Consider the following 26,639-nt stretch of genomic DNA (forward strand, 5'->3'; position numbering starts at 1 on the left):
ATTTCAGGGAACGGGACATTCGATGTCACGAATGGTTAGGCTGGTTGTTATTTGTGTGGTGGCATTTGCTGTCATTGGTGGGCTTTTTGCCTATCGCGAGGGGAAATTGCCGTTTCTGTCGGCTGACGGGCCGATCATTGTGCAAAATGATGGTTCGGGGTCGCCAGCCAAAGGGGGCGGCAAGGGGGCCGCATCCGGCCCGGCCTTGCCCGTTATTGCCGAACGTGCCGTTTCCACGCCCAATAACACTGTTGTCGAAGCCGTGGGTACCGGCCGTTCCGCCATTGGTGTGCAGCTTTTCCCGCCCGTTGCCGGCGAGGTAAAGGATGTGCTGTTTCATGCCGGGGATGAGGTAAAAACCGGGCAGGTTTTGCTGATCCTTGATTCCGCACGGGAAAAGCTGGCGCGTGACCTGGCGGCCGTTCAGGTGCGTGATGCCAAACAGTTGCTTGACCGCTATGAAAAGGCCCGCCCGCGTGGTGCCGTGTCTGACAGCGAAGTGGACGAAGCCCGCACCGCCCTGGCCGAGGCGCGCATTCGCCTGGACCAGGCGGCGGTCGATCTTGATGATCGCACCATTCTGGCCCCGTTTAACGGCATGGTGGGTATTCCCGCTGTGGAGCCGGGGGACCGCATTGAAAAAACCACCGTGATCACGACACTGGATAATATCGACAGTGTATTGGTGGATTTTGAAGTTTCCGAAACCCGTTTTCGCGATGTGAAACTGGGCCAGTCCGTGCGGGTAGAAACCTGGAGCCTTCCGGGCGAAAAATTTGATGGCGTGGTCGATGCCATTGGCAGCCGCGTTGACCCGCAAAGCCGGACTTTCAGCGTACGCGCCCGTATTCCCAACCCCGAAGGTCGCCTGCGTTCGGGCATGTCTTTTGCGGTTTATATTGATATCGCTGGCAATTCCTACCCGGCGGTGCCGGAAATTTCGGTGCTGTGGGGCGATAGTGGCACCTATGTTTGGCGGATCGAAGGGGAAAAGGCCGTTCGTGTGCCAGTACGTGTGGTAAAGCGGACGGCTGGTCGTATTTTGCTTGATGGCCCGGTTAATGACGGCGACCTGATTGTGGTTGAAGGCGTGCAGCGCCTGCGCCCGGGCCGTGATGTTGCCGCCACCATCCGCGGCGATGACCAGGGTATCGCACAACGCAGCGGATCGACGGACGGGGGTTCGTAACATGTCGCAAAATAACGATATTGCGTCATTAAGCGTTCGCCGCCCGATCCTGATTGTTGTGATTTCCCTGCTGATCATTCTGGCCGGTCTGGCCGCGATGATGGGTGTTGAAATTCGCGAATTGCCCGACGTAGACCGCCCCGTTGTCACCATTTCGGCCACCTATACCGGGGCATCACCCGAAACGGTGGATACCGAAGTTACCAGCGTGATCGAAGGCGCCGCATCACGTGTCAGTGGTGTGCAGGATATCAGTTCCAGCAGTGAAGAAGGCAGTTCGCGGGTCCGTATTGAATTTTCGCCCGATGTGGAAATCAACGATGCCGCCAACGACATCCGCGAAGCCGTCAGCCGGGCGCAGCGCAGCCTGCCCGACGAGGTTGATGATATTCGAGTGGTCAAGGCGGATTCCGATGCCAGCCCGATCATGCGCCTTGCCGTCGTCAGCAGCCGACTGACCGAAGATGAACTGGCAAATGTGGTTGAAGACCAGGTTATTCCGGCCTTTTTGTCGGTCCCCGGCGTGGCCGAGGTCAATGAAAATGGCGACAGGGAAAAGGTTTTGCATGTGCGGGTCGATCCGCTGCGCATTGCCAGCTACGGCCTGTCGATTGACGATATTGCCGATGTGCTGGAAACCGCAAAATTTGATATTCCGGCAGGCAGTTTTGATTCCAACGACCAGAACCTGTTTGTGCGTGCCAATGCATCGGTCTGGAAACCCGAAGATGTGAAGGCCATTTTCGTCCGCGATGGCGTACGCCTGGGCGACGTTGCCGATGTCTATTACGGCCCGGATGATGCCACATCCTATGTGCGCCTGGATGGGCGCGCGGTGATTGGTCTTGGCATTGTCCGCCAGGCCCAGTCCAACACGATTTCAATTTCAAAGGGCGTTCATGCAACAGCCGAAAAGCTGAACAAGCAGCTTGATGGCGTGCGGGTGCTGGTAAATTCCGACGATGCGGTTTTTATTGAAGGCGCCTTGTGGGAAGTGATCCGCAGCCTTGTTCTGGCTGTGGTGATCGTGATTGGTGTTCTCTACCTGTTTTTGCGCTCTTTCAGTGCCACGCTTATTCCCACCGTCACCATCCCCATCGCCCTGATTGGCACCGTGGCGGCTGTGTGGATGCTGGGTTTTTCCATCAATATCCTGACCCTTCTGGCGCTGGTTCTCTCAACTGGCATGATCGTGGATGACGCGATTGTGGTGCTGGAAAATATTCAGCGCCGCCGCCATCAGGGCATGGGGTCGCTGGCAGCAGCGGTGCTGGGTACGCGCCAGGTGTTTTTTGCCGTAATCGCAACCACGCTAACGCTGATGTCGGTTTTTGTGCCAATCTCGTTTTTGCCCAGCACGGCGGGTCGGCTGTTTCGTGAATTTGGCTTTGTGCTGGCGGTATCGGTGGCAATTTCGTCCTTTGTCGCACTGTCGCTTTGTCCGCTTTTGGCATCGCGCCTGAAGCATATTGACCCGGAAGCCCCGAAAAAGGGCGATGGCAAATTTCATTTGCTCGATCGGGTCGGGGCGTTTTTTGGCGGGCTATACAAGGCCATTCTGGAACTGGTGCTGCGTTTCCCGGTCATGACGGTGATTGCATCGGTCATTGTTGCCGTATTGGCGATTGGGGCGTTCAAGCTGGTCAAACAGGAACTGCTGCCCGATGAAGACCGGGGCCGTTTGCTGGTATCGCTGCGCGGGCCGGATGGTGTCGGCATTGATTATATGGACCGCCAGGTCGAGGCGGTTGAAAACATCCTGCGGCCCATTGTGGATCGCGGTGAAGCCCAGAACATCTATACCATTGTGGGTTTTCGCGATAACAACCGCGCACTGGTGATCGCAAGCCTGACCCCCTGGGAAGAACGCAGCCGCAGCCAGCAGGAAATTACCGCGTCCATCCGGGGCAAGTTAAATGCCCTGCCGGGTGTGCAGGCCTTTGTCTATCAGCCCAACTCGCTGGGTTTGCGGGGCAGTAGCTCGGGTGAAAGTCTTGAATTTGCCCTGACTGGAACAAATTACCGCAACCTTGCGGCAAATGCCCAGGCCCTGCAAAAGGAACTGGAAAAGAACTATCCCAATATCACCGGCATTCGTGTCGGGTATCAGACAACGCAGCCGCAGCTTCTGGTCAATATTGATCGCCAGCGGGCGTTTGATCTGGGTGTTTCGATTGACAGCCTTGATACCACCCTGCGCGCAATGATTGATGGCTATGAAGTTACCGATCTGTCGGTGGATGATACGACCGTTCCCATCAAACTGCGCAGTACGGCCGGGGCGATCCGCGATCCATCGGATCTCGATAACCTGTTTGTTCCGGGCAAGGACGGGCGCATTTTGCCGCTATCTTCCATCATTCATCTTGATGAAGAAGCCGTGGCATCGAACCTGGATCGCGAAGGGCAACAGCGCGCAGTAACGATTTCGGCCAATATGGTGCCGGGCTATACCCTGCAACAGGCGGTGGCCGATGTGGAAAAGGCCGCACAGGCCGTTGTGCCAACCGGGACAGGCTTGCTGTTTTTGGGCGATGCCGCGGCCCTTGGCGAAACATCGCACGATGTGGTGATTACGTTCCTGGTGGCGGTGCTGGTGGTGTTGCTGGTGCTCGCTGCCCAGTTTGAAAGCTTCATGTCGGCATCCGTGGTGGTGTTAACGGTGCCATTCGGCCTTGCCGCCGCAATTTTTGCCCTCGTGATCAGCCATACCTCGATCAATATTTACAGCCAGATCGGCCTTGTGATGCTGGTGGGGCTGATGGCGAAAAACGGCATTCTGGTTGTCGAATTTGCCGACCAGTTGCGTGACCAGGGCAAATCGGTGCGTGATGCCATTCATGATGCCGCCATGATCCGCCTGCGCCCGATCATGATGACCATGATTTCAACCGTTCTGGGGGGCTTGCCGCTGGTTCTGGGAACGGGAGCAGGGGCCGAGGCCCGTGCCGCGATCGGCTGGGTTATTTTTGGCGGGCTGGGTTTTGCCACGGTATTTACCCTGTTTTTGACGCCGGTTTTATATTTGCTGCTGGCCCCGCTGGTTTCGGCCCGTGCCGATGGCAGCCAGAAACTCGAAGACCAATTGCGCATTGCCCAGGGCATTCCCGATACCGATGAATATGAAGGGAGTGCCGGGTAATGCGGTTACATACCCTGTTAAAACATGGCCCGGTTTTGGGGATATCAATGCTGGTACTGGCAGGCTGTGTTACGGCCGGGCCGGAATACCAGGCACCGCAATTTGATCTGAAGGCAACCTATAGCCCGCAGGTGCCACAAATTGCCGATCATAAACCCGATCAGGCGCGCTGGTGGGAAAGCACAACGGACCAGGTTTTGGACCAGCTTGTGACCGATGGCATCAAAAGCAATATTGACCTTAAAATTGCCGCCAGCCGCATTGCCGAAGCCCGTGCCGTTGCCCGGGGTGTTACCGGCGAAAATGGCCCGCAAATCGGGGCCAGTGCGGGCGGGCGCGCTGAACGGCAATGGTCCACCCGCGAGGATGGCAATTATCAGGATGATCTTGGCGGCAATGCCGGCATTGATTTGTCCTGGACGCCCGATTTATGGGGCGGGCAGGCGCGTGAAGGGCAGGTCGCCGAAGCCGATATCCTCCAGCAGGTATATTTGCGCGAAGATGTCTATCGCGTGGTTATTGCCGATATCATCCGTAATTACATCACGCTGCGCGGAACCCAGCAACGCCAGATATTGCTGCGCAATTCGCTGGATTTGCAACGCCAGACCCGCGATATCGTTGATTTGCGTGCGCAGTCCGGTTTGGCGTCTGACCTCGATTTATCCCGTGCTCGGGCCGAAGTCGCCGATATCGAGGCAACCCTGCCCGTCCTGCAAACCAGTATTGACCGGTCCATTAACGCCATCGCCATTTTAACTGGCGCACAACCGGGCACCTATCGTGACCTGTTAAGCCGCTCAGCACCCCTGCCGGAATTTGACAGTGCCCCGCCAATTGGCGTTCCCGCCGATTTGCTGCGCCGTCGTCCCGACGTGCGAGCCGCCGAACTGGGCCTGATTTCGGCCACAGCGGAAATTGGCGTCCGCACGGCAGAACTTTATCCTGAACTGTCGCTGGATGGCAGCCTGTCACTGGCGGCAACGGGATATGGCACCGGGCCAATTGTGCGCACGGCACTGGCCGCCATCAGCGCGGTGATTGATGCCACCATTTATGATGGCGGCGTCCGCAAGGCCAATATCACCGTGGCCGAGGAACAGGCCCATCAGGCGTTTTACACCTATCGCAAAACCCTGTTATCCGCGATCAGCGATGTTGAATCAGCCATTTTTGGCTATGTCGGTGCGGTATCACAGCGCGACAGTCTGATATTGGCGGTATCGCATCACCGTCAGGCGTTTGAACAATCCCGTGTGCGCTATACCCAGGGGCTTTCCAACTTTTTGGACGTGCTTGATGCCCAGCGTACACTGACACGTTCCGAACAGGACCTGGCCGATGCGCAAACCAGCCTGGAACTTGAAACCATCAATCTGTATTCGGCGGTGGGGCTGGATGCTGATGAAGTCGATCGGCTCGCTGAAAACATGAACCGCGATAGCGACCATAACGGCAAGGCGTTTGATCCCTATTACATCCAGCCAGCAGGATGATGACGCGACCTGCAAAGCGTGTGATTTAATGAAAACCGGGCGATGAGGGTTCTTCATCGCCCGGTTTTTTTAATGTCGAAAACTTACTGCCCGCTAGCAGCGCCAAGAATGGGATACCAAACCGCCAGCGCAAGCAGGGTCAGGAACAGGACGGGTGTTGTAATAACAATGCCGACCTTCATATATTGCCCCCAACTGATTTTATGCCCCTTGCCCGCCAGAACATGTAGCCAAAGCAGGGTGGCAAGACTGCCGATCGGGGTGAATTTGGGGCCAAGGTCATTGCCGATCACGTTGGCATAAACCATCAATTGCTGCACCAGTGCGGGCACATGGCCATTTACCTGGTCAATCGCCAGCGCGCCGATCAGGGTGGCGGGCATATTGTTCATGACCGATGCCAGAAAGGCCGCCGCAAAGCCCGATCCAATGGTGGCGACATAGATATTCTGACTGCCAAGCAGGGTAAGTACATGGGCTGCCTCGCTGGTAAGCCATGCCTGACCCAGCCCGTAAACCACAAGATACATGCCTAGCGAAAACAGCACGATTTGCCAGGGTGCGTTTTTAAGAACATGCGCCAGCGAAATAACCCGTTTGGATCGCCCGCCAAACCAGCGCCCGGCAATGGCCATCAGTGCGAGTGCACCCGCCCCCATGAACAGCGAAATGGGGATATCAAGATGCGCTGTCACGAACAAAGCCACCAGCAAAACGCCGATAATGGGGAAGGCAGCGTAAAATACCTGCCGGTCACGAATGGCGTGGGCGGGGTCTTCCAGGCGTTCAAGCGGGTATTGCGGCGGAATATCGCGGCGGAAATACAGCCAGAGCACCAGCAGTGTTGCCAGCAGCGAAACGATATCGACCGGCACCATGACCATGGCATAGCGCGAAAAGCTGACATCAAAGAAATTGGCGCTGACGATATTGACCAGATTGGAAATCACCAGCGGCAGGCTGGTTGAATCCGCGACAAATCCGGTCGCGATAATAAAGGCCAGCGCGGACTTTTCGCTAAATTTCAGGCGCATCAGAATGGCCAGAACAATAGGTGTCAAAAGCAGGGCCGCACCATCATTGGCAAAAAAGGCCGAAATGGCCGCGCCAAGAATAATGATTAACGGAAACAGCAAACGTCCGTTCCCCTTGCCCCAGCGGGCAATATGCAGGGCTGCCCAGGCAAAAAAACCGGCATCATCAAGGACCAGCGAAATAATGATCAGCGCGACAAAGGTGAATGTCGCATCCCAGACAATATCCCAGACAATGGAAACATCCCCCCAGCCAACCACACCGGTCAGAAGGGCAATGATGGCGCCTGCCATGGCGCTCCAGCCAATGCCAAGACCGCGCGGCTGCCAGATCACGAAAACAAGCGTGATGACAAATATCAGCAATGCAAGCACGTGCGTCCCCTGACTAGATGGAAGGCTGATTGACCCGCCGGGAAAGTTCCTCGGCGGTTTCAACACGTTCGGAATAACGTGCTGTCAGATAGCTGGAATGATGGCGGGTTAACCAGGTGAATTTGGCCAGTTCTTCACACACATCAACAACCCGGCTGTAATAGGGCGATGGTTTCATGCGGCCAGCATCGTCAAACTCGTTAAAGGCCTTTGCCACCGATGACTGGTTGGGAATGGTCAGCATCCGCATCCAGCGGCCTAAAATGCGCATCTGGTTGACAGCGTTAAAACTTTGGCTGCCGCCACATACCTGCATGATCGCCAGTGTCTTGCCCTGTGTCGGGCGTACACCGCCCAGTGACAGGGGGATCCAGTCGATCTGGGCTTTCATGACGGCTGTCATGGCACCATGGCGTTCCGGGCTGACCCAAACCATGCCTTCGGCCCATTCGGCCAGGCCGCGCAATTCGTGGACCTTGGGGTGGTCAACCCCGGCGTCATCGGGCAGGGGCAGGCCGGACGGGTTAAATGTTTTAACCTCGCAGCCATACCATTCCAGAAGGCGCGATGCCTCCTCGGATAACAGCCGGGAAAAGGACCGTTCCCGCAATGACCCATAAAGCACAAGGATACGCGGCGCATGGGTTGGCGCATCGGGGCCAGCCAGGCGGGCATAATCAATGGGGTGCAGGCAGTCGCCATTAATGCCAGGCAGGGTGGATAAATCTTTGTCAGTCATTTTCAGTCTGCGGGCGTAAGGGTGATGACTTCGCCGTCTTCCTTGGTGAAAGACGATACCGGATGGGGCAGCAGGGCCAGCACCTGTTCAGACGGGCGGCACAGCCTTGCGCCCATTTCTGTCACAACAATGGGCCGGTTGATCAGGATGGGATGGGCCATCATGGCATCGATCAGGGCATCGTCGGTCAGGGTTGGGTCATCAAGGCCCAGTTCATCATAAGGGGTGCCTTTGCGACGCAAAAGGTCGCGCGGGGTGATGCCCATTGCCGCAATCAGGTCGCACAGTTTGGCGCGCGATGGCGGGGTTTTCAGATATTCGATGACATGGGGTTCTTCGCCGGACTGGCGCATAATTTCCAGCGTGTTGCGCGATGTGCCACAGGCCGGGTTGTGATAAATCACCGAGATCATTTTTGCGGTTCCGTTTTGCACGATGCCGGTGCGACCCCGGTCAGGGCGATGGGCTGGCACAGTTCGGGGTGGCCAGCACAGCAATCATTAACCATGAAGCCCAGCATGTCGTTCATGCGCGTCAGGCTGGCACGGTAAATGATGGATCGCCCCTGCCGTTTTGATGTGATCAGCCCGGAACGCGATAACACACCCAAATGGGCCGACATCGTGTTGTGCGGAACATCAAGCAGGCGCGCAAGTTCCCCCGCAGGCAAACCTTCCGGTTCATGCCTGACCAGCAGGCGGAAGGCCTCAAGACGGGTGATTTGCGACAGGGCCGTAAAGGCATCGATAATTTCATTTGTGTCCATATGTCCAAGAATATGGACACATTGGGTCGCTGGCAACAGCAATTTTCGCTTGGTCTGTATTTGGATCTGTATTTGGGCCTGTATCAGGCAGGCAGGATGCTGGTGATATATGGCCAAAAGGGCGGGAAACGGGGGGCGGCATTATGCGTTGGAAAAAACAAACCCCGCCATCACATGGAATGGCGGGGTTCGCATAGGGGCGAGTTTGATGCGCCAATATTACTCGGCGTTTTTTAGCAAACCCTTAACCTGGCTATAAAGCGTATCGGAATGGCCGGAAAGATCGGTCGAGAAGGCAGCAAGGCGGTTTGCCTGGTCCGATGCCTGGTCTGCCAGATCATCCAGATTGCCAAGATCGCGCGAGATCATTTGCACGCCATTGGCGACTTCCTGAATATTGACGGTGATTTCCTGGGATGCGGAACGCTGCTGTTCAACAACGGCACCCAGGTTCCCGGCGATTTCTTCGTTTTCTTCGATCACGGTGCGGGTATCGCCCAGTTCATTGACAACACGGCTGGTATTGTCGCGAATGGCGCTGATGCGATCGGTGATTTCCTGGGTCGAACGCGCCGTCTGGGTTGCCAGGGTTTTCACTTCGTTGGCAACCACGGCAAAACCTTTTCCGGCATCGCCCGCACGGGCTGCTTCGATGGTGGCGTTCAGGGCCAGAAGGTTGGTCTGGCTTGCGATATCCTGAATGATTTTAACCACCGAACCGATTTCATCGACAGCTTCGCTCAGCTGGTTCATCACCGAACCGGTATGGTCCATTTCCTTGACCGCGCGATTGGCAATTTCGGTCAGCCGGTCGATCTGGCTGGAAATTTCATTGATCGACTGGGTCATTTCTTCGGATGCGGAAGCAACGCGCTGTGCGGTTACGGCGGTGTTATCGGCAGCACCACGCACCGAACCGGCCAGATCGGCACTGGTGGCCGATGTCTGCGTCAGTTCACCAGAAAGCTTTTTAAGGGCAACGGCGGAATTGCTGACTTCGCCAGACAGTTCAACGCAGCTTTTGCCCAGGGTGACTTCGTCGGTGATGATATCGGCCGAAAGGGCAAAGCCATTCGGGGTGCCATCGTCATTTTTCATGACGGTGATGGCAACAAGGATGGTGTCGTTATCAATGCGGATACGATATTCCAGCGGCAAACGGCTGAGCGAACGGCCCAGATTGCGGAATTTATCCTGGCCCAGAACGCGGTGCAGGTCGTTGATATGTTTACCCTTGGCAGAAGCTGCAGCCTCGCCGCGCCCGGAATAGATCAGTTCACCAAAACCATAGGACATGTAACGCACATTGCCATCAAGGTCGCAGGCAAGCAGGCGGCTGGGAATGGCGTTAAGGATGTGCTTGTAAAGCAGGGCTTCTTCCTGCTGCTGGGCCTGCGCCTGGGATAGGGCGGCCTGGTTTTCGGCGATCTGATTGCGTTTCGACAGAAACATTATTATTCCCCCTTGTGAAATCCGTGCCCGCCAACTTTTGTGGCTTGCCGCGTGGATACAGCCCCTCTGGAACCCCTGCCTGCTTTTGGCATCCAAAGTTGAAATCGGCGTACCCGCGAAACTATGTCGCGGGATTTTCATGGTGATATCAAATGGAAAAGAAAATTGCCTGCAAAGCACCTTCCAACCGGGCGGGGGGATTGGCGATATGGGGTTATAAAACATAATCTTGCGTATATAAAAATTGCCAATTTTTGTAACGAAACCGATATGGCTTATACAAAGGTTTTGTCGAATCGTTTTCGCGGCGCGGCGTAACGAGTCGCATCGCAATTTTTGCGTATGGCGGCGGGTAATTTTGCAGTTCTGTTGTCGGTTTAACGAATTGATACGCGATAAGATAATGATTTGCCGGGATATTTTATTTCAGGTGGATTTTTGATGCTGTGATTTGTTTGTTATGGTTGTGGTTTGGCTGGGGATGGAGGTTTTGTCTGGCGCGGTGAAAGGCCGGGTAATGTTGCGATGCAATATGATCCGCATCACCTACGATAGGGTGGGGTGGATGCTCGATACTTCAAATTTGTCGCAAAACCGCCTAAACCGTTGATATGGAATTCATCCATTCCATTCAGGAAAGAACGGAATAATGCGCGATCTGTTTGCCGACCAGCCCCCGCAAAATATTTTGCCCTGTGATGGCGAAGCCTGGCTTCACCGGGATATTTTACCCCTAAGCGAGGCCGACCGCGTATTTGACCGTTTGCATATGGCCCTGAACTGGCAGCAGGAAACAGCCCATATCATGGGCCGTGATATTGCCGTACCACGGCTGACTTCCTGGTATGGCGAAGTCGCCTATCGCTATAGCGGTGTTTATCACCCGGCAGCCCCGTTCCCCAAGGTGTTGCTGCCGCTGCGCCAGCTGGTCGAAGAACGCGCCGGGCAAAGCTTTAACACCGTGCTGTTGAACCTGTATCGCGATGGGCGCGACAGCGTTTCATGGCATGCCGATGATGAAGATGTGCTGGGTGAAAACCCGGTCATTGCCAGCCTGTCCTTTGGCGGGGAAAGGCGGTTTCACATGCGCCATAAACATAATGGCGAACGCGTCAGCATTGATTTGCCCCATAATTCCCTGCTGATCATGGGCGGCACCATGCAGCATCACTGGGTGCATCAGATCCCCAAAACCGCCAAGCCGGTTGACCCGCGCATTAACCTGACCTTTCGCAAAACCGTTGCCGAACGCCGCGCCTGATTTAAGGCAAGGGTTTTAAAATCTCACCCCTTTTTGCGCGGCAAATGCCAATTTGTTTTCCTGGCGGTTCACGGGTCTTCCTGATCATCTCCCGACTGCCGACTGCCGACTGCCGACTGCTGACTGGCAACTGGCAACTGGCAACTGGCAAATGGGGAATGGGGAATGGGGAATGGGGAATGGGGAATGGGGAATGGGGAATAAGGTGTGGTGGCCTGGCCTCGCCTCGCCCCGCGCGGTTATTTTCAGTCGTGTACGCTTGTATCGAGCAGGATTGTATCGTGTCGCTTTATATCGTGCACGGTCGGTTATGGCCGTCTTACGCGCAAAAAAAAACCGCCCCTGAAAAAGTTGGGGCGGCAGGATATCGAAGTGCAATGCGAAATTGCCGGGAAAACCGCAAACACATAAAGCGCGCGGCAGTGGCAGATTGTGAAGGGAGAATCTGCCAGACAGAATCGTAATGAATCGATTCAACAAAGCCATAGTGGCGGTGCGGGGTGGCATCTGTCAATATTATCGTGAACCGATTCAAAAAAATGTTATCGAATATGTTATTGTGCCAGCGCACGATGGCAGAAAAACGGGGAGAATTTCGGCATATGGGCAATCGGGTTCGTCTGGTGGATGTGGCCAGGGCCGCAGGGGTTTCCCAGGGAACGGCATCCAATGCGTTTGGCAAACCGCATCTGGTGCGCGAAGAATTACGCGAAAAGATTTTGGCCGCTGCTGCCGAACTGGGTTATCGCGGGCCGCATGTGATGGCCCGTATGCTGCGAACCGGCAAGGCCGGGGCGCTGGGGGTGGTTTTTCCCGATAACCTTGAATATGCCTTTAGCGACCCCGTCGCGATTGAATTGCTGCGCGGTATTGGCCGCGAATGTGCGCGCCAGTCGGTCAATATGATGATCATTTCGGCTGAAAACCACGAACAGGCGGTAACAGCAGTAAATAATGCCGCGGTCGATGCGTTTCTGGTGCATTGCTATTCCGATAATAACGATGTGATTTCGGCCATTCGCCGCCGCAACCTGCCAATGGTTGGCATTGATACCGATATTGTCGGGGCAACCGCGACCGTGGTGCTGGATGATTTTGAAGGGGCGGCAAGTGCTGCGCGCCATTTGCTGGAATGCGGTTCCCGCAAATTTGCCATTCTGTCGCTTCAGGCCGATGAAGACGGGCAATTTGGCCTGATGGATGCGCGCAGGCGTGGGTCTGTCAGCCACCGTGTGGTGCGCGAACGGCTGGCGGGTTATCATTCGGTGTTAAAGGATGCCGGTATTGGTGTTACCGATATCGTGCATGTCGAATGTGAAAACCTGTCGGAAAATGTGCGTGCCCAGGTCATCGACCTGATGGCGCAGTTCCCCGATATTGATGGCATTCTTGCCATGTCGGACGTGATTGCGATTGGCGCGCTGGAGGGGCTGGCAAAAACCGGCCATGATGTGCCTAACAAAGTACGTGTGATTGGCATTGATGGTGTCGCGCGTGGGGCGCGCACAACCCCACCCCTGACCACTGTGGCGCAAAATTCGGTTGAAAAGGGCCGTATTGCCGCCGAACTGGCCCTGGCAGGTGATGATGTGGCCGAACCGGTTTTGCTGAAAACCCGGTTGCTGGTACGTGCCAGCAGCAAGGCCACCGATCAGGGCTAAGCCCGCAGGGAATGCCGCCGTCACGCGACATGACACCTTCCCGGCGGATCGTATATTTCCTGTATTTTTGATGTGCAGGTTGTTGTTATGCGCTTAACGCCCTTTGTTCTTGATCAGGGTCATTTTGTATGACTTCGGCGTGTCTTCTGGCTGGGCACATCGCGCAGCGCGGTGCGGTGTATCGGGCAGATGATATAACACACCCAGAAGCCGCCGAAATGAAACCCATAGGGCCGATGCCATTTGTCGCCCTGCCAGGTCGAAATCCTGGACTGTAAAACCGTTACACCCTGCGGATTTCTGCTTGCGGGGCACCAAATGACAGCGGCAAAAAGAGCCTGATTAAGGGCAAAGGGTATTAGCCCGCCGTTAATTCCTGATAGCGGAAGCAGTCGGTTGTGTGATCCATGATCAGACCGGTTGCCTGCAAATAGGAATAAATGATCGTCGATCCAACAAAGCGCATCCCGCGTTTATGCAGGTCTTTTGAAAGGGCATCGCTGACCTTTGTTGTGACTGGCACATCGCCATGCGTCTGCCAGTGATTGACGATGGGCGTGCCATCGACAAAGCGCCAGACATAGGCATCAAAACTGCCAAATTCGCTGGCGATATCGATAAATATCTGCGCGTTACGTACGCTGCTGGCGACTTTCAGGCGGTTGCGGATAATGCCGCTATCGCCCAGAAGTGCAGCCTGTTTGGCATCGTCATAGGATGCCACCTTTTGCACATCGAAATTATCGTAGGCTGCCCGGTATTCCGCGCGCCGTGATAAAACTGTCAACCAGCTAAGCCCGGCCTGCGCCCCTTCCAGGATCAGCATTTCAAAGAAATGCCGGTCATCATGCACCGGTGTTCCCCATTCATAGTCGTGATAGGCAACGTAAAAGGGCTTGTCGATATGGGTAAGCGCCCATTGGCAGCGCGGAATGGCGGTATCGACCGGGCCGGTTTGAGCATGAGTATGGGCGCGGGCATGGTGCTGTTTGGCGTGCTTGTGATCGGTCATCAGGCAATGCTTTTTATAAATTGCGATTTGGGGCGCACAGGCTGCGTTGAGGGCAGCTTAGCACCGCTTACCCCGTGTACCGAGATTATCTTGCCGGGTTTTGCCGGGCAAAAACGGCGAATTGCCCAAAAGGCATGCAGATTTGAGTGCCAAACGGGATGTGACATAAAAGTGCAATCAAAATGCAATTGAATATTAAAAATTGAAATAATTTTAGCGTGATAAATGCTTGGACGGTTCCTTTCCAACAAAAGACCGTTCACCCGATGATTTCCGCTGAAAATTCCACCAGGCAGGCCGGTTCGCCGGTTGTTGTGACCGGCGCATCCCAGCGTTTTGGTCGCAATACCGTGCTTGAAGCCATTGATCTTGCCGTTGCACCGGGCGAGGTCGTTGCCCTGCTTGGCCCGTCGGGCTGTGGCAAAACCACATTGTTGCGGTTACTGGCCGGTCTTTCGCGCCCGACAACAGGCAGCATTCATATTGGCGACCAGCTGGTGGCAGATGCTTCGTCGGGGGCGTTTGTGCCGCCGGAACGGCGTTCGATTGGCATGGTGTTTCAGGATTACGCGCTGTGGCCACATATGACTGTGGCGCAGAATGTCGGCTTCCCGCTGGAAATGCAGAATATTGGCCGCGCTGAACGCGACACCCGCATTGCCGGTGCGCTGGAAATGGTCGGGCTGGGCCATGTGGCAGACCGCCAGCCAGGCACCCTTTCGGGCGGGCAGCAGCAGCGTGTTGCCCTTGCGCGTGCAATTGTATCGCGCCCGCGCCTTGTTTTGTTTGATGAACCGCTTTCAAACCTGGACCGTGAATTGCGCGAAAGCCTGGTGGTCGATATTGCCGCCCTGTTGCGCAAACTGGGCATGACGGCGGTTTACGTCACCCACGATCATGGCGAGGCCTTTGCCATTGCCGATCGTGTCGCCATTTTGCATAGCGGCAATATTTTGCAAATTGATGCGCCAGAACAGCTCGTTGGTCGCCCGACCTCGCCGCAGGTGGTTGATTTTCTGAAGCTGGGGCTGGTTTTGCCCGCCGAAGTCAATAATGGCGAACTGGTTATTGGCGGTGGTGCCCATCGCCTGTCGCCGCCAGCCGGGCTGGTTAATGGCAGCCGGTCGGGGGATTTGTTTTTGCCGCGTTCGGCCCTGATGGCATCGGGTGTGAATAACGGGGCACGCAACGGTAATGCCATTAGCGGCACGGTCGTTCACAGCATGTTTCGCGGCGATGGTTACGCCGTTCAGATGCGTTTTGACCAGAATATCGCCATTGAAATGTTCAGTGCCACACGCCTTGGGGACGGCACGGTTCACGACCTTGATATCTCGTGGGATCGGGCCTTTTGGTATCCGCACGACACTTCACATACCGAACGCACACATAACGCGTAAAAGGGGATGACTAAGATGAAAAGCCTGAAAACGGTTCTGCTTGCAGGTTTCGCCTGCCTTGCACTGACGGGAAATGCCATGGCGCAAAGCGTCACGGTTTACACGGCGGGTCCGGGGGGCCTGATCGAAAAGCTGGCAGCAGGTTTCAAGGATGAAACCGGCATTGATGTGAATGTGTTTCAGGCAACCACCGGCAAGGTGATGGCCCGCCTTGAAGCTGAATCGGCCAATCCGGTTGCCGATGTGGTTATTTCGGCATCATGGAAAACGGCAACCAGCTTTGCCAAAAAAGACATGCTGCTGGATTACACCAGCGACAATGCCAAAACCGTTCCTGATTTCCTGAAAGGCCCGGGTTATGTGGCCCAGGGTATTTCGGCGCTGGCCATTGCCTGGAACCCGAAAAGCGGCACGCCGAAACCGGCAGACTGGTCGGACCTGACCAAGCCGGAATATAAAGACCTGATCACGATGCCGGACCCGGCACAGTCCGGTTCGGCCTATGAGCTGACCGCGGCACTGGCCGCACAGCCTGATCTGGGCTGGAAGCTGTTTGAAGGCCTGGCTGAAAACAAAATGATCGTTCCTGGTGCCAATGCCCAGGCCCTGAACCCGGTTTTGCAGGGTGCCAAGGCTGTTGTGTTTGGTGCGGTGGACTATATTGGTCTGGCACAGGCAGCCAAGGGTGAATCCATCGAAGTTGTTTTCCCGACCAGCGGCACCGTGATTGCCCCGCGTCCGATGATGATTTTGAAAACCTCGTCCCATCAGGACGAAGCCAAAAAATTCATCGATTACGTTCTGTCCGATGCGGGCCAGGCGATGGTGGCAAAAACCCAGTTGATGCCGGCGCGTTCCGACGTCAAGGCTGACCGCCCGCTGATCGCGGATCTGAAAATTCTGGAAGTTGATCCGAAAACCGACCGCAAGGCCGTTCTTGATCGCTTCGCCAAAACCTTTGGCATGGAATAATAGGCCCAACGTGCGCCTGACATCTTTGAAATCGCGAGTATTTGGCAACGGCGGCATGATTTTTGCCGCCGTTGCCCCTGTTTTGATCATTCTGGTGGCGTTTCCGCTGCTGTTTGTGGTGTTACAGGCCATTTTTCCCGATATCGCGCGGGGTATTTTTGCCAATCCGTTTTCCCGGTTTGTCGAAACCCTGTTTGACAAACACCTGATTGCCTGGACGTTAAACACCCTGATGCTGGGCGGCAGTGTTGTGCTGGTTTCGGCATTGGTTGCCGTGCCGCTGGGTATTTTGCGTGGGCTTTTTCGGGTGCCGTTTGCCGGGCTGTGGGATGTGGTGTTTCTGGTGCCTTTTACCATTCCGCCCTATATCGCAGCGCTTGGCTGGATCATGGCCCTGCAGCCACGCGGTTATCTGGAACAGATAACCGGCATTAATTTTGGTGGTTTTCTTTTTTCATTTTGGGGCGTCGTGTTTGTCATGACGCTAAATGTTTTTCCCGTCGTTTATTTTGCCATTTCACGCATGGTTTCGTCGATTGGCGGGCGGTATCTGGAGGCGGCGCGCGTGGCGGGCTGCCCGCCGATGCGGTCTTTCTGGCGTATTACCCTGCCTTTGACGACGCCGGCAATTGCCGCCAGCCTGCTTCTGGTTTTTGCCATGTCGATCGAAGAATTCGGCACACCGGCCGCACTGGCAGCACGCAGCGGTTTTCTGGTGCTGGTCACCGGGATCGAACAGCGCCTGTCGGATTACCCGATTGACCTGCCTGGTGCGTCGTTATTGTCGGTTATTCTGGTGGTGATTGCGATGGGGGCGTTTGTCCTGCAGCATCGCATTGTGTCGCGCCGCGATTTTCAAACCGTATCGGGCAAACCCGGTGCCAGCCGCCCCGCCGAACTGGGGGTATGGCGTATTCCGGTGGTGATCTTTTTTGCCATTATCGGGTTCCTGGGGGCGGTTATGCCGATTTTGTCGGTCGTCCTGACGGCATCAACCCGCACCATTTCCGGCGGGTTAAGTGCCGATAACTTCTCGACCGAAAATTTTGCCGAGATTTTCGCCAATTCCGGCGGTGCGATGGAGGCCCTGGGCACCAGCCTGTCGCTGGGGCTGGGCGCTGCTGTTATTACCGGTATTCTGGGCACCATGACGGCCTATGTCGTTGTGCGCCAGCGCACGGTTTCGTCACGCATCCTCGATTTTCTGACCCTGATGCCCAATACCATCCCCGGTGTTGTGGTGGCGGTCGGGCTTATTCTGGCGTGGAACCAGCCGTGGCTGCCGGTAACGCCGTATAATACCATCGGGGTTTTGGTGCTGGCCTATTGCTGTTTGCTGCTGCCCTATCCGGTGCGTTATGCCAATGCGGCCTTGCGCCAGGTCAGTGTCAGCCTGGAAGATGCCGCACGGGTTGCCGGGGCGGGCGGGATCAAGGTGTTTTTCCGCATTTTGATGCCCCTGATTTTTCCCAGCATCCTTGCTGCCATGCTTCTGGTTTTTGCGGTTGCCGCGCGTGAACTGGTGGCCACCATTCTGTTAGCACCCATCGGCACCAAGACGGTGGCACTGTTTATCTGGCGGCAGTTCGAGCAGGGATCGGTCGGTATGGGCATGGCCATGAGCGTGATGGCAATTGCCATTACCATGACCATTCCGGTTGCCGTTGCGATCTGGGCGCGAAAACAGGGCCGGTTGTTCTGATTTTTGATTGGAAATACCGGGAAAATTGACCAAAACCCGGCGTTTGGGTGGCTTCGCGCTTGCGCCGCTCCGTCCTTGTCATTACCTTCGCGATGAACTGGTTTCCGTCATCCCAACGGGCAAGACAACACGAAGGAGCGGTAATGCAATCTGTCCTGATCCTGATAAGCACAGTGATCAAGCTTTATATCTGGTGCTTGATTCTTCAGGCGATCCTGAGCTGGCTGGTAGCGTTTAACGTCATCAATACCAGCAACCGTTTCATCTATATGGTCGGTGATTTTCTTTACCGTATTACCGAACCGGCCTTGCGGCCCATCCGGGCGATTTTGCCCAATCTTGGCGGTATCGACCTGTCGCCGGTTGTGCTGATTTTGTTGCTGAGTTTCGCGCAAAACCTGCTGTTTGAGCTGTTCGCAAAGATGATGTAGTAATGCCGCCTTTGTTCTGTTGATTTCTGTTTATTGATGATAGCAAAACCTGCATGCGAAATGCTGCCTGATGGCGGGGCGGTCCGGCTTTATCTTAGGTTGACGCCCAAGGCATCGCGCAATGCGGTAGGTGGTTGCCATCAGGATGCAGATGGACAGTGCCGTTTGAAGGCAACAGTTACGACTGTGCCGGAAAACGGCAAGGCAAACGAGGCATTGGTCAAATTGCTGGCGAAAACGGCCAAATGGCCCAAATCGGCGATCGAAATTGTGAGCGGCCAGACCGATCGCAATAAGGTCTTGACCATTGCCGGTGATGCAATGCAGATCATGGCGCAAATCAATATATGGACGGGCGAGAACTGATATGAGCAATGCGAAAATCATTGATGGCAAGGCATTTGCCGCAAAGCTGCGCGGTGATATCACAACCGAAGTTGCCAAGCTGAAGGCCGAACACGGGATCGTTCCCGGCCTTGCCGTGGTTCTGGTGGGTGAAGACCCGGCCAGCCAGGTTTATGTCCGCAACAAGGGCAAGCAGACCATTGAATGCGGCATGAATTCCTATGAACATAAACTGCCCGCCGCCACCAGCCAGGAAGACCTGGTTGCGCTGATTACGCAGCTTAACAACGACCCCAATGTTCATGGCATTCTTTGCCAGCTGCCGGTGCCCAAACACATTGATGAAAATGCTGTTCTTGCCGCGATTGACCCGGCAAAGGATGTGGATGGTTTTCACATCATCAATGCGGGCGCACTGGCAACGGGGGGCGACGGCATTGCACCCTGCACCCCTTATGGCTGCCTGATGCTGCTGAAAGATACGCTGGGCGATCTGTCGGGCAAGCGGGCGGTGGTTGTGGGCCGGTCCAACATCGTTGGCAAGCCGATGGCACAGTTGCTGCTGAAGGAAAACTGCACCGTCACCATCGCGCATTCGCGCACCCGCGATCTGCCCGAGGAAGTCCGCCGCGCTGATATCGTTATTGCTGCCGTTGGCCGCCCCAACATGATCAAGGGTGACTGGATTGGCAAGGGTGCCACGGTGATTGATGTGGGCATCAACCGTATCGAAGGCGAAAATGGCAAAATGAAACTGGTCGGCGATGTTGATTTTGATAGCGCCGTTGAAGTTGCCGGTGCGATCACCCCGGTTCCCGGCGGTGTCGGCCCAATGACGATTGCCTGCCTGCTGAACAACACCCTGATTGCCGCGTGCCGGGCCAATGGCGTTGAAGCCCCCAACCTGGGTTTTGATAGCTAAGCTGTTATCGCGATAAAACATTATCGAAGCGGGGCTGGTGAAAACCGGCCCCGTTTTATTTTGTCTGCATGGTGTTTCTGTGATTGGCGGTGACAAGCGTATGGCAGGGGAACAAAAACAGAAAATCAACTGCCAAAACTGTCAGCAGGCTGTGTTAGGATCGCGGCAAGTTTTTGAAAACAGTCAGGGTTCGCCCCTGTATAACCGCATATCCGCCGAGGAATACATGCCTGAAGTGACCGCCACCAAGCCTGTGTCGATTTCGGCAAAGCAGGCGCGCCATCTTGCCCTGGCGGGGCAGGGATTTGAAACGCCAGATGCCGGTAAACCGGTTGATCGCCGCCGGATCATGAAGATGATCCGTAAAACCAATATGTTGCAGATCGACAGTGTGAATGTGTTAAGCCGTGCCCATTACATGCCGGTATTTTCGCGCCTGGGCATTTATGACCGCGACCTTTTGGACCAATTAAGCTGGGGCACGGCAAAGCAGCGCAAGCTGTTTGAATATTGGGGCCACGAAGCATCGCTGATCCCGGTGGAAGATTACCCGCTTTATCGTTGGCGGATGGAAGATGCATTGAACGGGCAGGGCATGTGGGGCGGCATTGCCCGCACCGCGCGCGAACATCCCGAATTTGTCAGCAGCCTTTTACAGCATCTTGAACGGGAAGGCCCGACAGCATCCAGCGAATTGCATGACGAACCCCGTGAAGGCGGAAGCCAATGGTGGGGCTGGACCAAAACCAAGGCGGCGATGGAATTTCTGTTCTGGAGCGGCCAGGTCATGGCGCGCAAGCGGCGTGGGTCGTTTGAACGGGAATATGACCTGCCCCATCGCATCATTGGCAGTATGGCCCATGAGGCACTATTGCCCCGCGATGTTGCCCAGCGTGCCCTGATCGCCAAGGGCATAGTTGCCATGGGTGTGGCCACCATTGCCGACCTTCGCAAATATTTCCGGCTGCCAACGGAGGATGCGAAGGCACGGGTGGCTGAAATGGTTGAAAATGGTGATCTGCTGCCAGCCAGTGTCGAAGGCTGGACCCAACCGGCCTTTATTGCACCCGATGCCAAAATAAGGCGGCGATCATCGCCCACGGCCCTGATGGTGCCGTTTGACCCGGTCATGTGGGAACGAGACCGCGTTGAACGGATTTTCGGCTTTAATTACCGCATCGAAATTTATACCCCGGCCGAAAAGCGGCAGTATGGTTACTATGTGCTGCCTTTCATGCTGGATGGTGATTTTGTTGCGCGCGTGGATTTGAAAGCAGACCGGCAGGCAAAGGTTTTGCGGGCATTTTCCGCCCATGCCGAAGACGGGCGCGATAATGATATCGTCGCAGCAGCGCTGCACCGGCATTTGTGCCAGCTTGCGGTTTTTCTGGGTCTGGATGATGTGGTGGTGAGGGAAATGAACCCGTTTTCCATTCGCCTTGCGGCACAGAAAGGCAGCATTTAAACGGGCGGCAGGAAGGGTAGTCATCATGGTGGCGTTATTGCCCTGCCAGATGATGCCACCTGATAAAAAGCGAACGGGGCGTAGGTCCCACAACCACGCCCCGTTCTTTCCTTGTCTTGACCCGATCACAAATGAGTTTCAGGACAATGTGATCGTTGGCTAGACCTGCCTCCTTACCAGCAGGAATAGCCCCCATCAGCCAAAACAATGGAACCGGTCATCAGGCTTGCCGCATCGGAAGCCAGGAACAGAACGACAGAACCGATTTCATGGGTTTCGCCAAGGCGAGCCATCGGGGTGCCGTTGATCCAGGCGTCGTACATTTCCGGCTTGGATTTGACGAATTCGTTCAGCGGGGTTGCGATATAGGTCGGTGCAACCGCGTTAACACGAACGCCGCGTGCGCCCCATTCGGCAGCAAGCGATTTGGTCAGGTGATGAACGCCTGCTTTGGAGGCGTTGTAATAGGCCTGTTCCTGCGGCTTGTTGACGATAAAGCCGGACATGGAACCGATATTGACGATCGCACCGCGTTTTTTCTCAAGCATCTGCTTGCCGAATTCACGGCAGCACCAGAAGGTGCCGTTCAGGTTGACGTCGATAACGTTGCGCCAGTGTTCGTCTGCAACGGTTTCGGCAGGCGTTTCGGAACGTGCGATACCGGCATTGTTCACCAGGATATCAATGCCGCCGAGTTCGGCCTGCTTGGCTGCGCTGGCGCGGACCTGATCGGGGTTGGTGACGTCCATCAGATCGATGCTGGCTTCATAGCCTTTCGATTTCAGGTAGTCGCGGCCTTCTTCGGCAACTTCTGCACTGATGTCGCCGATAACCACATGTGCACCGGCTTCAGCAAGAGCCTCGCAGCAGGAAAGGCCAATAGCACGGCCACCCCCGGTGACATAGGCGCGGCGTCCGGTCAGATCGAACATTTTCAGATACATTTTGATCTCGCAGTTTGGTCGGAGGGGAAAACTGGAACAGGGCCGTCTGGTCGTAGGGTGCAAGAACAACCCTGTTCCGGAAATTTGCCAGTTCCCTTAGCGGGGAATGGCTTTTCCGCTGGCATCGAAGCGGTGTATGCGTTCGGCGTCCGGCGTCAGCCAGATACGGTCATGTTCGCCAAGCGGAACTTCGCCGGTGGCACGGACCGTCATCGGGCCAATATTGTCTGCATTGACATGCAGGTAGGTTTCAGCACCCAGATGTTCAGCAATTTTCACAGTCGCCGGGATGGCACCCGCGCCCTGCGTTTCCTGGCTGATCACAAAGTGCTCGGGGCGAATGCCGACACAATGGCAGTCATATGCCTTGGCGTAATCGCCTTCGATGAAGTTCATTTTCGGTGAACCGATAAAGCCTGCGACAAACTTGTTTGCCGGGTTGGCATAAAGGTCCATCGGCTTGCCGACCTGTTCGATGCGGCCTGCCTGCAACACCACGATCTTGTCGGCCATGGTCATGGCTTCGACCTGGTCGTGGGTCACGTAAATCATGGTGGTTTTCAGTTCCTGGTGCAGACCGGTAATTTCCAGACGCATATTGACGCGAAGGGCCGCATCAAGGTTGGAAAGCGGTTCGTCAAACAGGAAGGCAGCCGGGTTACGCACAATGGCACGGCCAATGGCGACACGCTGGCGCTGACCACCGGAAAGCGCGCCGGGGCGACGTTCCAGATAATCGGTCAGGTTCAGGATTTTTGCGGCATTGCGGACTTTTTCATCGATGACGGCTTTGGATTCACCAGCCATCTTCAGACCAAAGGCAATGTTGTTGTAAACAGTCATATGCGGGTAAAGCGCATAGGACTGAAACACCATCGACAGGCCGCGTTTTGCCGGCGAGGCATCGGCCATATCAACGTCATTGATCATGATCTTGCCGCTGGTGACATCTTCGAGGCCGGCGATCAGGCGCAGCAGGGTTGATTTGCCACAGCCAGACGGGCCAACGAAAACGACAAACTCGCCGTCATTGATTTCAAGATCGACACCGGGAATAACGTCGATGTTCCCGAAGGTCTTCTTGACATTTTCCAGTCGGATTGCACCCATTTTGGTGTTCCTTCCTTGTAAAACTTGGGTCGGCTGCGGTTTATTTCACCGCGCCAAAGGTCAAACCGCGGACAAGCTGTTTCTGCGAGAACCAGCCAACGATCAGGATGGGCGCAACCGCAAGGGTCGATGCTGCCGACAGCTTCGCCCAGAACAGCCCTTCGGGGCTGGAATACGAGGCGATGAAGGCGGTCAGCGGGGCGGCATCCGAAGTCGTCAGGTTCAGGGTCCAGAAGGCTTCGTTCCAGGCGAGAATAATATTGAGCAGCATTGTCGATGCGATACCGGGCACCGCCATGGGCAACAGCACAAAGAAGATTTCCTTGGGCAGGGTTGCGCCATCCATGCGGGCGGCTTCAAGGATGTCTTTGGGGATTTCCTTGAAATAGGTGTAAAGCATCCAGACCATGATCGGCAGGTTCATCAGGAACAGAACCATGATCAGGCCAAAACGGCTGTCCAGCAGGCCCCAGTCACGAAATACCAGGTAAATCGGAACCAGCACGCCAACCGGCGGCATCATTTTGGTCGACAGCATCCACAGCAGGGTATCCTTGGTGCGTTTGGTCGGGTTAAAGGCCATTGCCCAGGCGCAGGTAACTGCGAAAAGCAGGCCGATAACCGTGGAGCCAAACGACAGGATGACCGAGTTCATGGCGAACTTGAAGTAGTTCGACTGCGCAAGGATCCCGGTATAGTTTTCCAGTGTCCAGTCAAAGTCGATAAAGAGAGGCGGCATGTTTACCGCATCAATTTCGGATTTGAAGCTGGTCAGTCCCATCCAGAGAATGGGGAAGAAAATTGCAAGACCGACAATCCAGGCAAAGACCGAATAGGCAAGCTGGCCAAATGGTGATTTGAAATTTTTTTCCATTTCTGCCCCCTATGCGTCCAGGTTTTTGCCAATGAGGCGAACCAGAAAGATCGCAACGATATTGGCAAGAATGACAGCAACGATACCGCCCGCCGAAGCACCGCCAACATCATATTGCAGCAGGGCCTGGGTATAGACGAGGAAGGCGATATTGGTGGTCGAAAGACCTGGTCCGCCGCCGGTGGTCACAAAGATTTCGGCAAACACGGTGAGCAGGAAGATCGTTTCGATCAGAATGACAACCGTGATCGCACGGCTGAGGTGCGGCAGGGTAATATAGAAGAAAATCGCAATCGGACCGGCACCGTCCATCTGGGCGGCTTCTTTCTGGTCGCGATCAAGTGACTGCAGGGCGGTCAGCAGGATCAGCGTTGCAAAAGGAAGCCATTGCCAGGCCACCATGATGATGATGGCGGTCAGCGGTGCCTGGGTGAACCAGTCGATCGGCTCGAAGCCAAGAGACATCGATATCCAGGCGAAAAAGCCGGAAACCGGGTTCATCAGCAGGTTTTTCCAGACCAGCGCATTCACCGTCGGCATAATAAAGAACGGCGAAATGACCAAAATACGCAAAATGCCACGGCCGAAAATCGGCTGATCGAGCATAAGGCCGACCAGAATACCCCCTACCACGGTAATAACGAGGACGGATCCGACAAGGATCAGGGTATTGGCAAGGGAAGCAAAAAAGGCGTGATCAGTCAGGAAGAATTTGTAATTAACAAAACCGATCCATTCCTCCATGCCCGGCGTGAGCAGGTTATAGCGAAGGAATGAAAAGTAAATTGTCATGCCCAAAGGCACGATCATCCACAAAAACAAGGCGATGATCGACGGTGCGGACATAACGCGCCCGGCCAGGGTCGAGGCCCGTGTCGACATGGTGCGCTCCCCGTTTGCAGTGTCTTTGACTGACCCGGGAAGAAAAGGGGTGGCGGAAATGCCGCCACCCTAGTCTACCAGGTCAAGGAGGTCAGATCACAGGATCCGGATCAGTAGTAACCAGCTTTCTGCATGGTACGATCCGTGCTTTCCTGTGCGCTTGCCAGGGCCTGGTCAACAGTGACCTGACCGGCAAGTGCTGCAGAGAACTGCTGACCGACAACGGTACCGATACCCTGGAATTCAGGGATCGCAGCAAACTGAACGCCAACATAGGGTTTCGGCTTCAGAGTGGAGTTGATCGGATCGGCGCTGTCGATTGCAGCAAGGGTCTTGATGGCAAACGGAGCTGCATCAAGATATTTTTCGTTCTGGTACAGCGACATACGGGTTCCCGGGGGAACGTTCGCCCAGCCTTCTTTGCTGGCGACCAGTTCGATGTAGGATTTCGAGGTTGCCCAAGCGATGAACTTTTCGGCAGCTTCGGTGTTTTTCGAGGAAGCCGGGATAGCCAGGCTCCATGCCCAGAGCCAGTTGGCACCGGTGCAGGTTACAGCGCAGGGAGCTTCGGTGAAGCCAACCTTGTCAGCAACCTTGGAATCTTTCGGGTTGGTCACGAAGGAAGCAGCAACGGTTGCGTCGATCCACATGCCGCATTTGCCAGCGTTGAACAGCGACAGGTTTTCGTTGAAGCCGTTCGAGGTCGCACCGGGAGGACCGTAGTTGCCGAGAATGTCGACATACATGGAAAGGGCGTCTTTCCATTCCTGGCCGTTGAATTCCGGTTTCCATTCTTCGTTGAACCAGCGTGCGCCGTAAGCGTTGCCCATGGTCGAAATCAGAGCCATGTTTTCGCCCCAGCCGGCTTTGCCGCGCAGGCAGATGCCGTAGACGCCGTTTGCCGGGTCATGCAGCTTCTTGGCGATGTCGAGGGTCTGGTCCCAGGTCAGACGGCCGTTGATTTCGATACCGGCTTTCTCGAAGAGGTCCTTGCGGTACATCATCATCGAGCTTTCGGCATAGAACGGAGCGGCATACAGCTTGTCTTCGTTGCTCAGAGCCGAGCGGATTGCCGGCATCAGGTCGTCGACGTCATAGTCGGCGCCGAGATTTTCGAGCGGTGCCAGCCAGCCCTTTTTCGCCCAGATCGGAGCTTCATAGGTGCCGATGGTCATGATGTCATACTGGCCGCCATTGGTGGCGATGTCAGTGGTGACGCGCTGGCGCAGGGTGTTCTCTTCGAGAGTAACCCATTCAACCGAAATGTCGGGATTTTGTTTGGTGAAGTCATCCGTCAGCTTCTGCATGCGGATCATGTCACCGTTATTAACCGTAGCAATCGTCAGCTTGGTCTCGGCACTGGCACCAAATGCGACGCCGCCGGCCAACAGCGCGCACAGCGCTGCTCCCATAATATTTCTCATAATTCCTCCCAAAAGGACTCTTTCCCGTCGGACAAACTGTG

Annotated in this window: 24 protein-coding genes; 12 read left to right on the forward strand and 12 right to left on the reverse strand. The window is 55.4% G+C overall.

Annotated elements, in window-relative coordinates:
• Positions 1 to 22: 22 nt before the first annotated feature.
• The 3 genes from CSC3H3_RS01850 to CSC3H3_RS01860 are packed head-to-tail and all read left to right on the forward strand — an operon-like array spanning position 23 to position 5,827.
• Entirely contained in the window at positions 23 to 1,189 is a 1,167-nt protein-coding gene (locus CSC3H3_RS01850; protein ID WP_245881231.1) for an efflux RND transporter periplasmic adaptor subunit, read from the forward strand.
• A gap of 1 nt (position 1,190) precedes the next feature.
• Entirely contained in the window at positions 1,191 to 4,331 is a 3,141-nt protein-coding gene (locus CSC3H3_RS01855) for an efflux RND transporter permease subunit (RefSeq protein WP_172963383.1), read from the forward strand.
• The gene (locus CSC3H3_RS01860; RefSeq protein WP_101283346.1) at positions 4,331 to 5,827 is read left to right on the forward strand and encodes an efflux transporter outer membrane subunit; all 1,497 of its coding nucleotides are present in this window, start codon (positions 4,331 to 4,333) and stop codon (positions 5,825 to 5,827) included. Before CSC3H3_RS01855 ends, CSC3H3_RS01860 begins: the two co-directional genes overlap by 1 nt.
• An 83-nt stretch (positions 5,828 to 5,910) precedes the next feature.
• On the opposite strand, the gene CSC3H3_RS01865 is transcribed toward CSC3H3_RS01860, so the two are convergent.
• From CSC3H3_RS01865 to CSC3H3_RS01890, 5 genes are all read right to left on the reverse strand, one after another.
• On the reverse strand, positions 5,911 to 7,236 hold the full coding sequence (locus CSC3H3_RS01865; RefSeq protein ID WP_101283348.1) for an arsenic transporter: 1,326 nt from the start codon (positions 7,234 to 7,236) through the stop codon (positions 5,911 to 5,913).
• 13 nt (positions 7,237 to 7,249) lie between these two features.
• Positions 7,250 to 7,975 carry an arsenical resistance protein ArsH gene (arsH, locus tag CSC3H3_RS01870; protein WP_101283350.1) on the reverse strand — a complete coding sequence of 242 codons (726 nt, stop codon included), beginning with the start codon at positions 7,973 to 7,975 and terminating at the stop codon, positions 7,250 to 7,252.
• A 2-nt stretch (positions 7,976 to 7,977) separates the two neighbouring features.
• Positions 7,978 to 8,388 (reverse strand): arsenate reductase (glutaredoxin), encoded by a 411-nt coding sequence (gene arsC, locus CSC3H3_RS01875; RefSeq protein ID WP_101283352.1) that lies wholly within the window; start codon positions 8,386 to 8,388, stop codon positions 7,978 to 7,980.
• A complete protein-coding gene (locus CSC3H3_RS01880; protein ID WP_101270065.1) occupies positions 8,385 to 8,741 on the reverse strand; it encodes an ArsR/SmtB family transcription factor in 357 nt (118 codons plus the stop codon). The genes arsC and CSC3H3_RS01880 overlap by 4 nt, the downstream gene beginning before the upstream one ends.
• A gap of 219 nt (positions 8,742 to 8,960) precedes the next feature.
• Positions 8,961 to 10,193 (reverse strand): methyl-accepting chemotaxis protein, encoded by a 1,233-nt coding sequence (locus CSC3H3_RS01890; protein WP_157831804.1) that lies wholly within the window; start codon positions 10,191 to 10,193, stop codon positions 8,961 to 8,963.
• Positions 10,194 to 10,842: 649 nt separating this feature from the next.
• Here CSC3H3_RS01890 and CSC3H3_RS01895 point away from each other — a divergent pair.
• Together CSC3H3_RS01895 and CSC3H3_RS01905 are read left to right on the forward strand one after the other, a co-directional pair.
• Positions 10,843 to 11,454, forward strand: coding sequence for an alpha-ketoglutarate-dependent dioxygenase AlkB family protein (locus tag CSC3H3_RS01895; protein WP_245881232.1), 612 nt, complete (start codon positions 10,843 to 10,845; stop codon positions 11,452 to 11,454).
• A gap of 602 nt (positions 11,455 to 12,056) precedes the next feature.
• On the forward strand, positions 12,057 to 13,115 hold the full coding sequence (locus CSC3H3_RS01905; RefSeq protein ID WP_101286058.1) for a LacI family DNA-binding transcriptional regulator: 1,059 nt from the start codon (positions 12,057 to 12,059) through the stop codon (positions 13,113 to 13,115).
• Between the two features lie 358 nt (positions 13,116 to 13,473).
• Here the strand turns inward: CSC3H3_RS01905 and CSC3H3_RS01910 are convergent, their stop codons facing one another.
• On the reverse strand, positions 13,474 to 14,127 hold the full coding sequence (locus CSC3H3_RS01910; RefSeq protein ID WP_101283362.1) for a DNA-3-methyladenine glycosylase I: 654 nt from the start codon (positions 14,125 to 14,127) through the stop codon (positions 13,474 to 13,476).
• Positions 14,127 to 14,390, reverse strand: coding sequence for a hypothetical protein (locus tag CSC3H3_RS24310; protein WP_157831805.1), 264 nt, complete (start codon positions 14,388 to 14,390; stop codon positions 14,127 to 14,129). Before CSC3H3_RS24310 ends, CSC3H3_RS01910 begins: the two co-directional genes overlap by 1 nt.
• 3 nt (positions 14,391 to 14,393) lie before the next feature.
• Here CSC3H3_RS24310 and CSC3H3_RS01915 point away from each other — a divergent pair, with 3 nt between their 5' ends.
• The 7 genes from CSC3H3_RS01915 (at position 14,394) to CSC3H3_RS01945 (ending at position 21,364) form a co-directional block, all read left to right on the forward strand.
• The gene (locus tag CSC3H3_RS01915; RefSeq protein ID WP_101283364.1) at positions 14,394 to 15,527 is read left to right on the forward strand and encodes an ABC transporter ATP-binding protein; all 1,134 of its coding nucleotides are present in this window, start codon (positions 14,394 to 14,396) and stop codon (positions 15,525 to 15,527) included.
• Positions 15,528 to 15,542: 15 nt separating this feature from the next.
• Positions 15,543 to 16,499, forward strand: a complete 957-nt coding sequence (locus tag CSC3H3_RS01920; protein WP_101270076.1) for an ABC transporter substrate-binding protein — start codon at positions 15,543 to 15,545, stop codon at positions 16,497 to 16,499.
• 55 nt (positions 16,500 to 16,554) lie between these two features.
• Positions 16,555 to 18,201, forward strand: coding sequence for an ABC transporter permease (locus CSC3H3_RS01925; RefSeq protein WP_101283366.1), 1,647 nt, complete (start codon positions 16,555 to 16,557; stop codon positions 18,199 to 18,201).
• A 143-nt stretch (positions 18,202 to 18,344) separates the two neighbouring features.
• Positions 18,345 to 18,632: a YggT family protein gene (locus tag CSC3H3_RS01930; RefSeq protein WP_101270077.1), complete on the forward strand. Its 288-nt coding sequence runs from the start codon at positions 18,345 to 18,347 to the stop codon at positions 18,630 to 18,632.
• Positions 18,633 to 18,692: 60 nt separating this feature from the next.
• Positions 18,693 to 18,998 carry a DUF167 domain-containing protein gene (locus CSC3H3_RS01935; RefSeq protein ID WP_245881233.1) on the forward strand — a complete coding sequence of 102 codons (306 nt, stop codon included), beginning with the start codon at positions 18,693 to 18,695 and terminating at the stop codon, positions 18,996 to 18,998.
• A 1-nt stretch (position 18,999) separates the two neighbouring features.
• The gene (folD, locus tag CSC3H3_RS01940) at positions 19,000 to 19,899 is read left to right on the forward strand and encodes a bifunctional methylenetetrahydrofolate dehydrogenase/methenyltetrahydrofolate cyclohydrolase FolD (protein ID WP_101283367.1); all 900 of its coding nucleotides are present in this window, start codon (positions 19,000 to 19,002) and stop codon (positions 19,897 to 19,899) included.
• A 226-nt stretch (positions 19,900 to 20,125) separates the two neighbouring features.
• On the forward strand, positions 20,126 to 21,364 hold the full coding sequence (locus CSC3H3_RS01945; protein ID WP_101286059.1) for a winged helix-turn-helix domain-containing protein: 1,239 nt from the start codon (positions 20,126 to 20,128) through the stop codon (positions 21,362 to 21,364).
• A 173-nt stretch (positions 21,365 to 21,537) separates the two neighbouring features.
• Here CSC3H3_RS01945 and CSC3H3_RS01950 read toward each other — a convergent pair whose 3' ends face one another.
• The 5 genes from CSC3H3_RS01950 to CSC3H3_RS01970 all read right to left on the reverse strand — a co-directional run bounded on the left by CSC3H3_RS01950 (position 21,538) and on the right by CSC3H3_RS01970 (position 26,598).
• On the reverse strand, positions 21,538 to 22,308 hold the full coding sequence (locus tag CSC3H3_RS01950; protein WP_101270084.1) for an SDR family NAD(P)-dependent oxidoreductase: 771 nt from the start codon (positions 22,306 to 22,308) through the stop codon (positions 21,538 to 21,540).
• A 96-nt stretch (positions 22,309 to 22,404) separates the two neighbouring features.
• Positions 22,405 to 23,418, reverse strand: a complete 1,014-nt coding sequence (locus CSC3H3_RS01955; protein WP_101270085.1) for an ABC transporter ATP-binding protein — start codon at positions 23,416 to 23,418, stop codon at positions 22,405 to 22,407.
• A 40-nt stretch (positions 23,419 to 23,458) separates the two neighbouring features.
• On the reverse strand, positions 23,459 to 24,292 hold the full coding sequence (locus CSC3H3_RS01960; RefSeq protein ID WP_101270087.1) for a carbohydrate ABC transporter permease: 834 nt from the start codon (positions 24,290 to 24,292) through the stop codon (positions 23,459 to 23,461).
• 9 nt (positions 24,293 to 24,301) lie between these two features.
• Positions 24,302 to 25,174, reverse strand: coding sequence for a carbohydrate ABC transporter permease (locus CSC3H3_RS01965; protein WP_101270089.1), 873 nt, complete (start codon positions 25,172 to 25,174; stop codon positions 24,302 to 24,304).
• 110 nt (positions 25,175 to 25,284) lie between these two features.
• On the reverse strand, positions 25,285 to 26,598 hold the full coding sequence (locus CSC3H3_RS01970; RefSeq protein ID WP_101270091.1) for an ABC transporter substrate-binding protein: 1,314 nt from the start codon (positions 26,596 to 26,598) through the stop codon (positions 25,285 to 25,287).
• Positions 26,599 to 26,639 lie beyond the last annotated feature (41 nt).

The sequence above is a fragment of the Thalassospira marina genome (genome assembly GCF_002844375.1).
GTDB lineage: Bacteria > Pseudomonadota > Alphaproteobacteria > Rhodospirillales > Thalassospiraceae > Thalassospira > Thalassospira marina.

Excerpts from the sequence above, each read along its gene's own strand:
- CSC3H3_RS01850 (WP_245881231.1), top strand. The coding sequence starts at position 23 with ATGTCACGAATGGTTAGGCTGGTTGTTATTTGTGTGGTGGCATTTGCT.
- CSC3H3_RS01855 (WP_172963383.1), top strand. The coding sequence starts at position 1,191 with ATGTCGCAAAATAACGATATTGCGTCATTAAGCGTTCGCCGCCCGATC.
- CSC3H3_RS01860 (WP_101283346.1), top strand. The coding sequence starts at position 4,331 with ATGCGGTTACATACCCTGTTAAAACATGGCCCGGTTTTGGGGATATCA.
- arsH (WP_101283350.1), bottom strand. The coding sequence starts at position 7,975 with ATGACTGACAAAGATTTATCCACCCTGCCTGGCATTAATGGCGACTGC.
- arsC (WP_101283352.1), bottom strand. The coding sequence starts at position 8,388 with ATGATCTCGGTGATTTATCACAACCCGGCCTGTGGCACATCGCGCAAC.
- CSC3H3_RS01880 (WP_101270065.1), bottom strand. The coding sequence starts at position 8,741 with ATGGACACAAATGAAATTATCGATGCCTTTACGGCCCTGTCGCAAATC.
- CSC3H3_RS01890 (WP_157831804.1), bottom strand. The coding sequence starts at position 10,193 with ATGTTTCTGTCGAAACGCAATCAGATCGCCGAAAACCAGGCCGCCCTA.
- CSC3H3_RS01895 (WP_245881232.1), top strand. The coding sequence starts at position 10,843 with ATGCGCGATCTGTTTGCCGACCAGCCCCCGCAAAATATTTTGCCCTGT.
- CSC3H3_RS01905 (WP_101286058.1), top strand. The coding sequence starts at position 12,057 with ATGGGCAATCGGGTTCGTCTGGTGGATGTGGCCAGGGCCGCAGGGGTT.
- CSC3H3_RS01910 (WP_101283362.1), bottom strand. The coding sequence starts at position 14,127 with ATGACCGATCACAAGCACGCCAAACAGCACCATGCCCGCGCCCATACT.
- CSC3H3_RS01915 (WP_101283364.1), top strand. The coding sequence starts at position 14,394 with ATGATTTCCGCTGAAAATTCCACCAGGCAGGCCGGTTCGCCGGTTGTT.
- CSC3H3_RS01920 (WP_101270076.1), top strand. The coding sequence starts at position 15,543 with ATGAAAAGCCTGAAAACGGTTCTGCTTGCAGGTTTCGCCTGCCTTGCA.
- CSC3H3_RS01925 (WP_101283366.1), top strand. The coding sequence starts at position 16,555 with ATGATTTTTGCCGCCGTTGCCCCTGTTTTGATCATTCTGGTGGCGTTT.
- CSC3H3_RS01930 (WP_101270077.1), top strand. The coding sequence starts at position 18,345 with ATGCAATCTGTCCTGATCCTGATAAGCACAGTGATCAAGCTTTATATC.
- CSC3H3_RS01935 (WP_245881233.1), top strand. The coding sequence starts at position 18,693 with ATGCTGCCTGATGGCGGGGCGGTCCGGCTTTATCTTAGGTTGACGCCC.
- folD (WP_101283367.1), top strand. The coding sequence starts at position 19,000 with ATGAGCAATGCGAAAATCATTGATGGCAAGGCATTTGCCGCAAAGCTG.
- CSC3H3_RS01945 (WP_101286059.1), top strand. The coding sequence starts at position 20,126 with ATGCCTGAAGTGACCGCCACCAAGCCTGTGTCGATTTCGGCAAAGCAG.
- CSC3H3_RS01950 (WP_101270084.1), bottom strand. The coding sequence starts at position 22,308 with ATGTATCTGAAAATGTTCGATCTGACCGGACGCCGCGCCTATGTCACC.
- CSC3H3_RS01955 (WP_101270085.1), bottom strand. The coding sequence starts at position 23,418 with ATGGGTGCAATCCGACTGGAAAATGTCAAGAAGACCTTCGGGAACATC.
- CSC3H3_RS01960 (WP_101270087.1), bottom strand. The coding sequence starts at position 24,292 with ATGGAAAAAAATTTCAAATCACCATTTGGCCAGCTTGCCTATTCGGTC.
- CSC3H3_RS01965 (WP_101270089.1), bottom strand. The coding sequence starts at position 25,174 with ATGTCGACACGGGCCTCGACCCTGGCCGGGCGCGTTATGTCCGCACCG.
- CSC3H3_RS01970 (WP_101270091.1), bottom strand. The coding sequence starts at position 26,598 with ATGAGAAATATTATGGGAGCAGCGCTGTGCGCGCTGTTGGCCGGCGGC.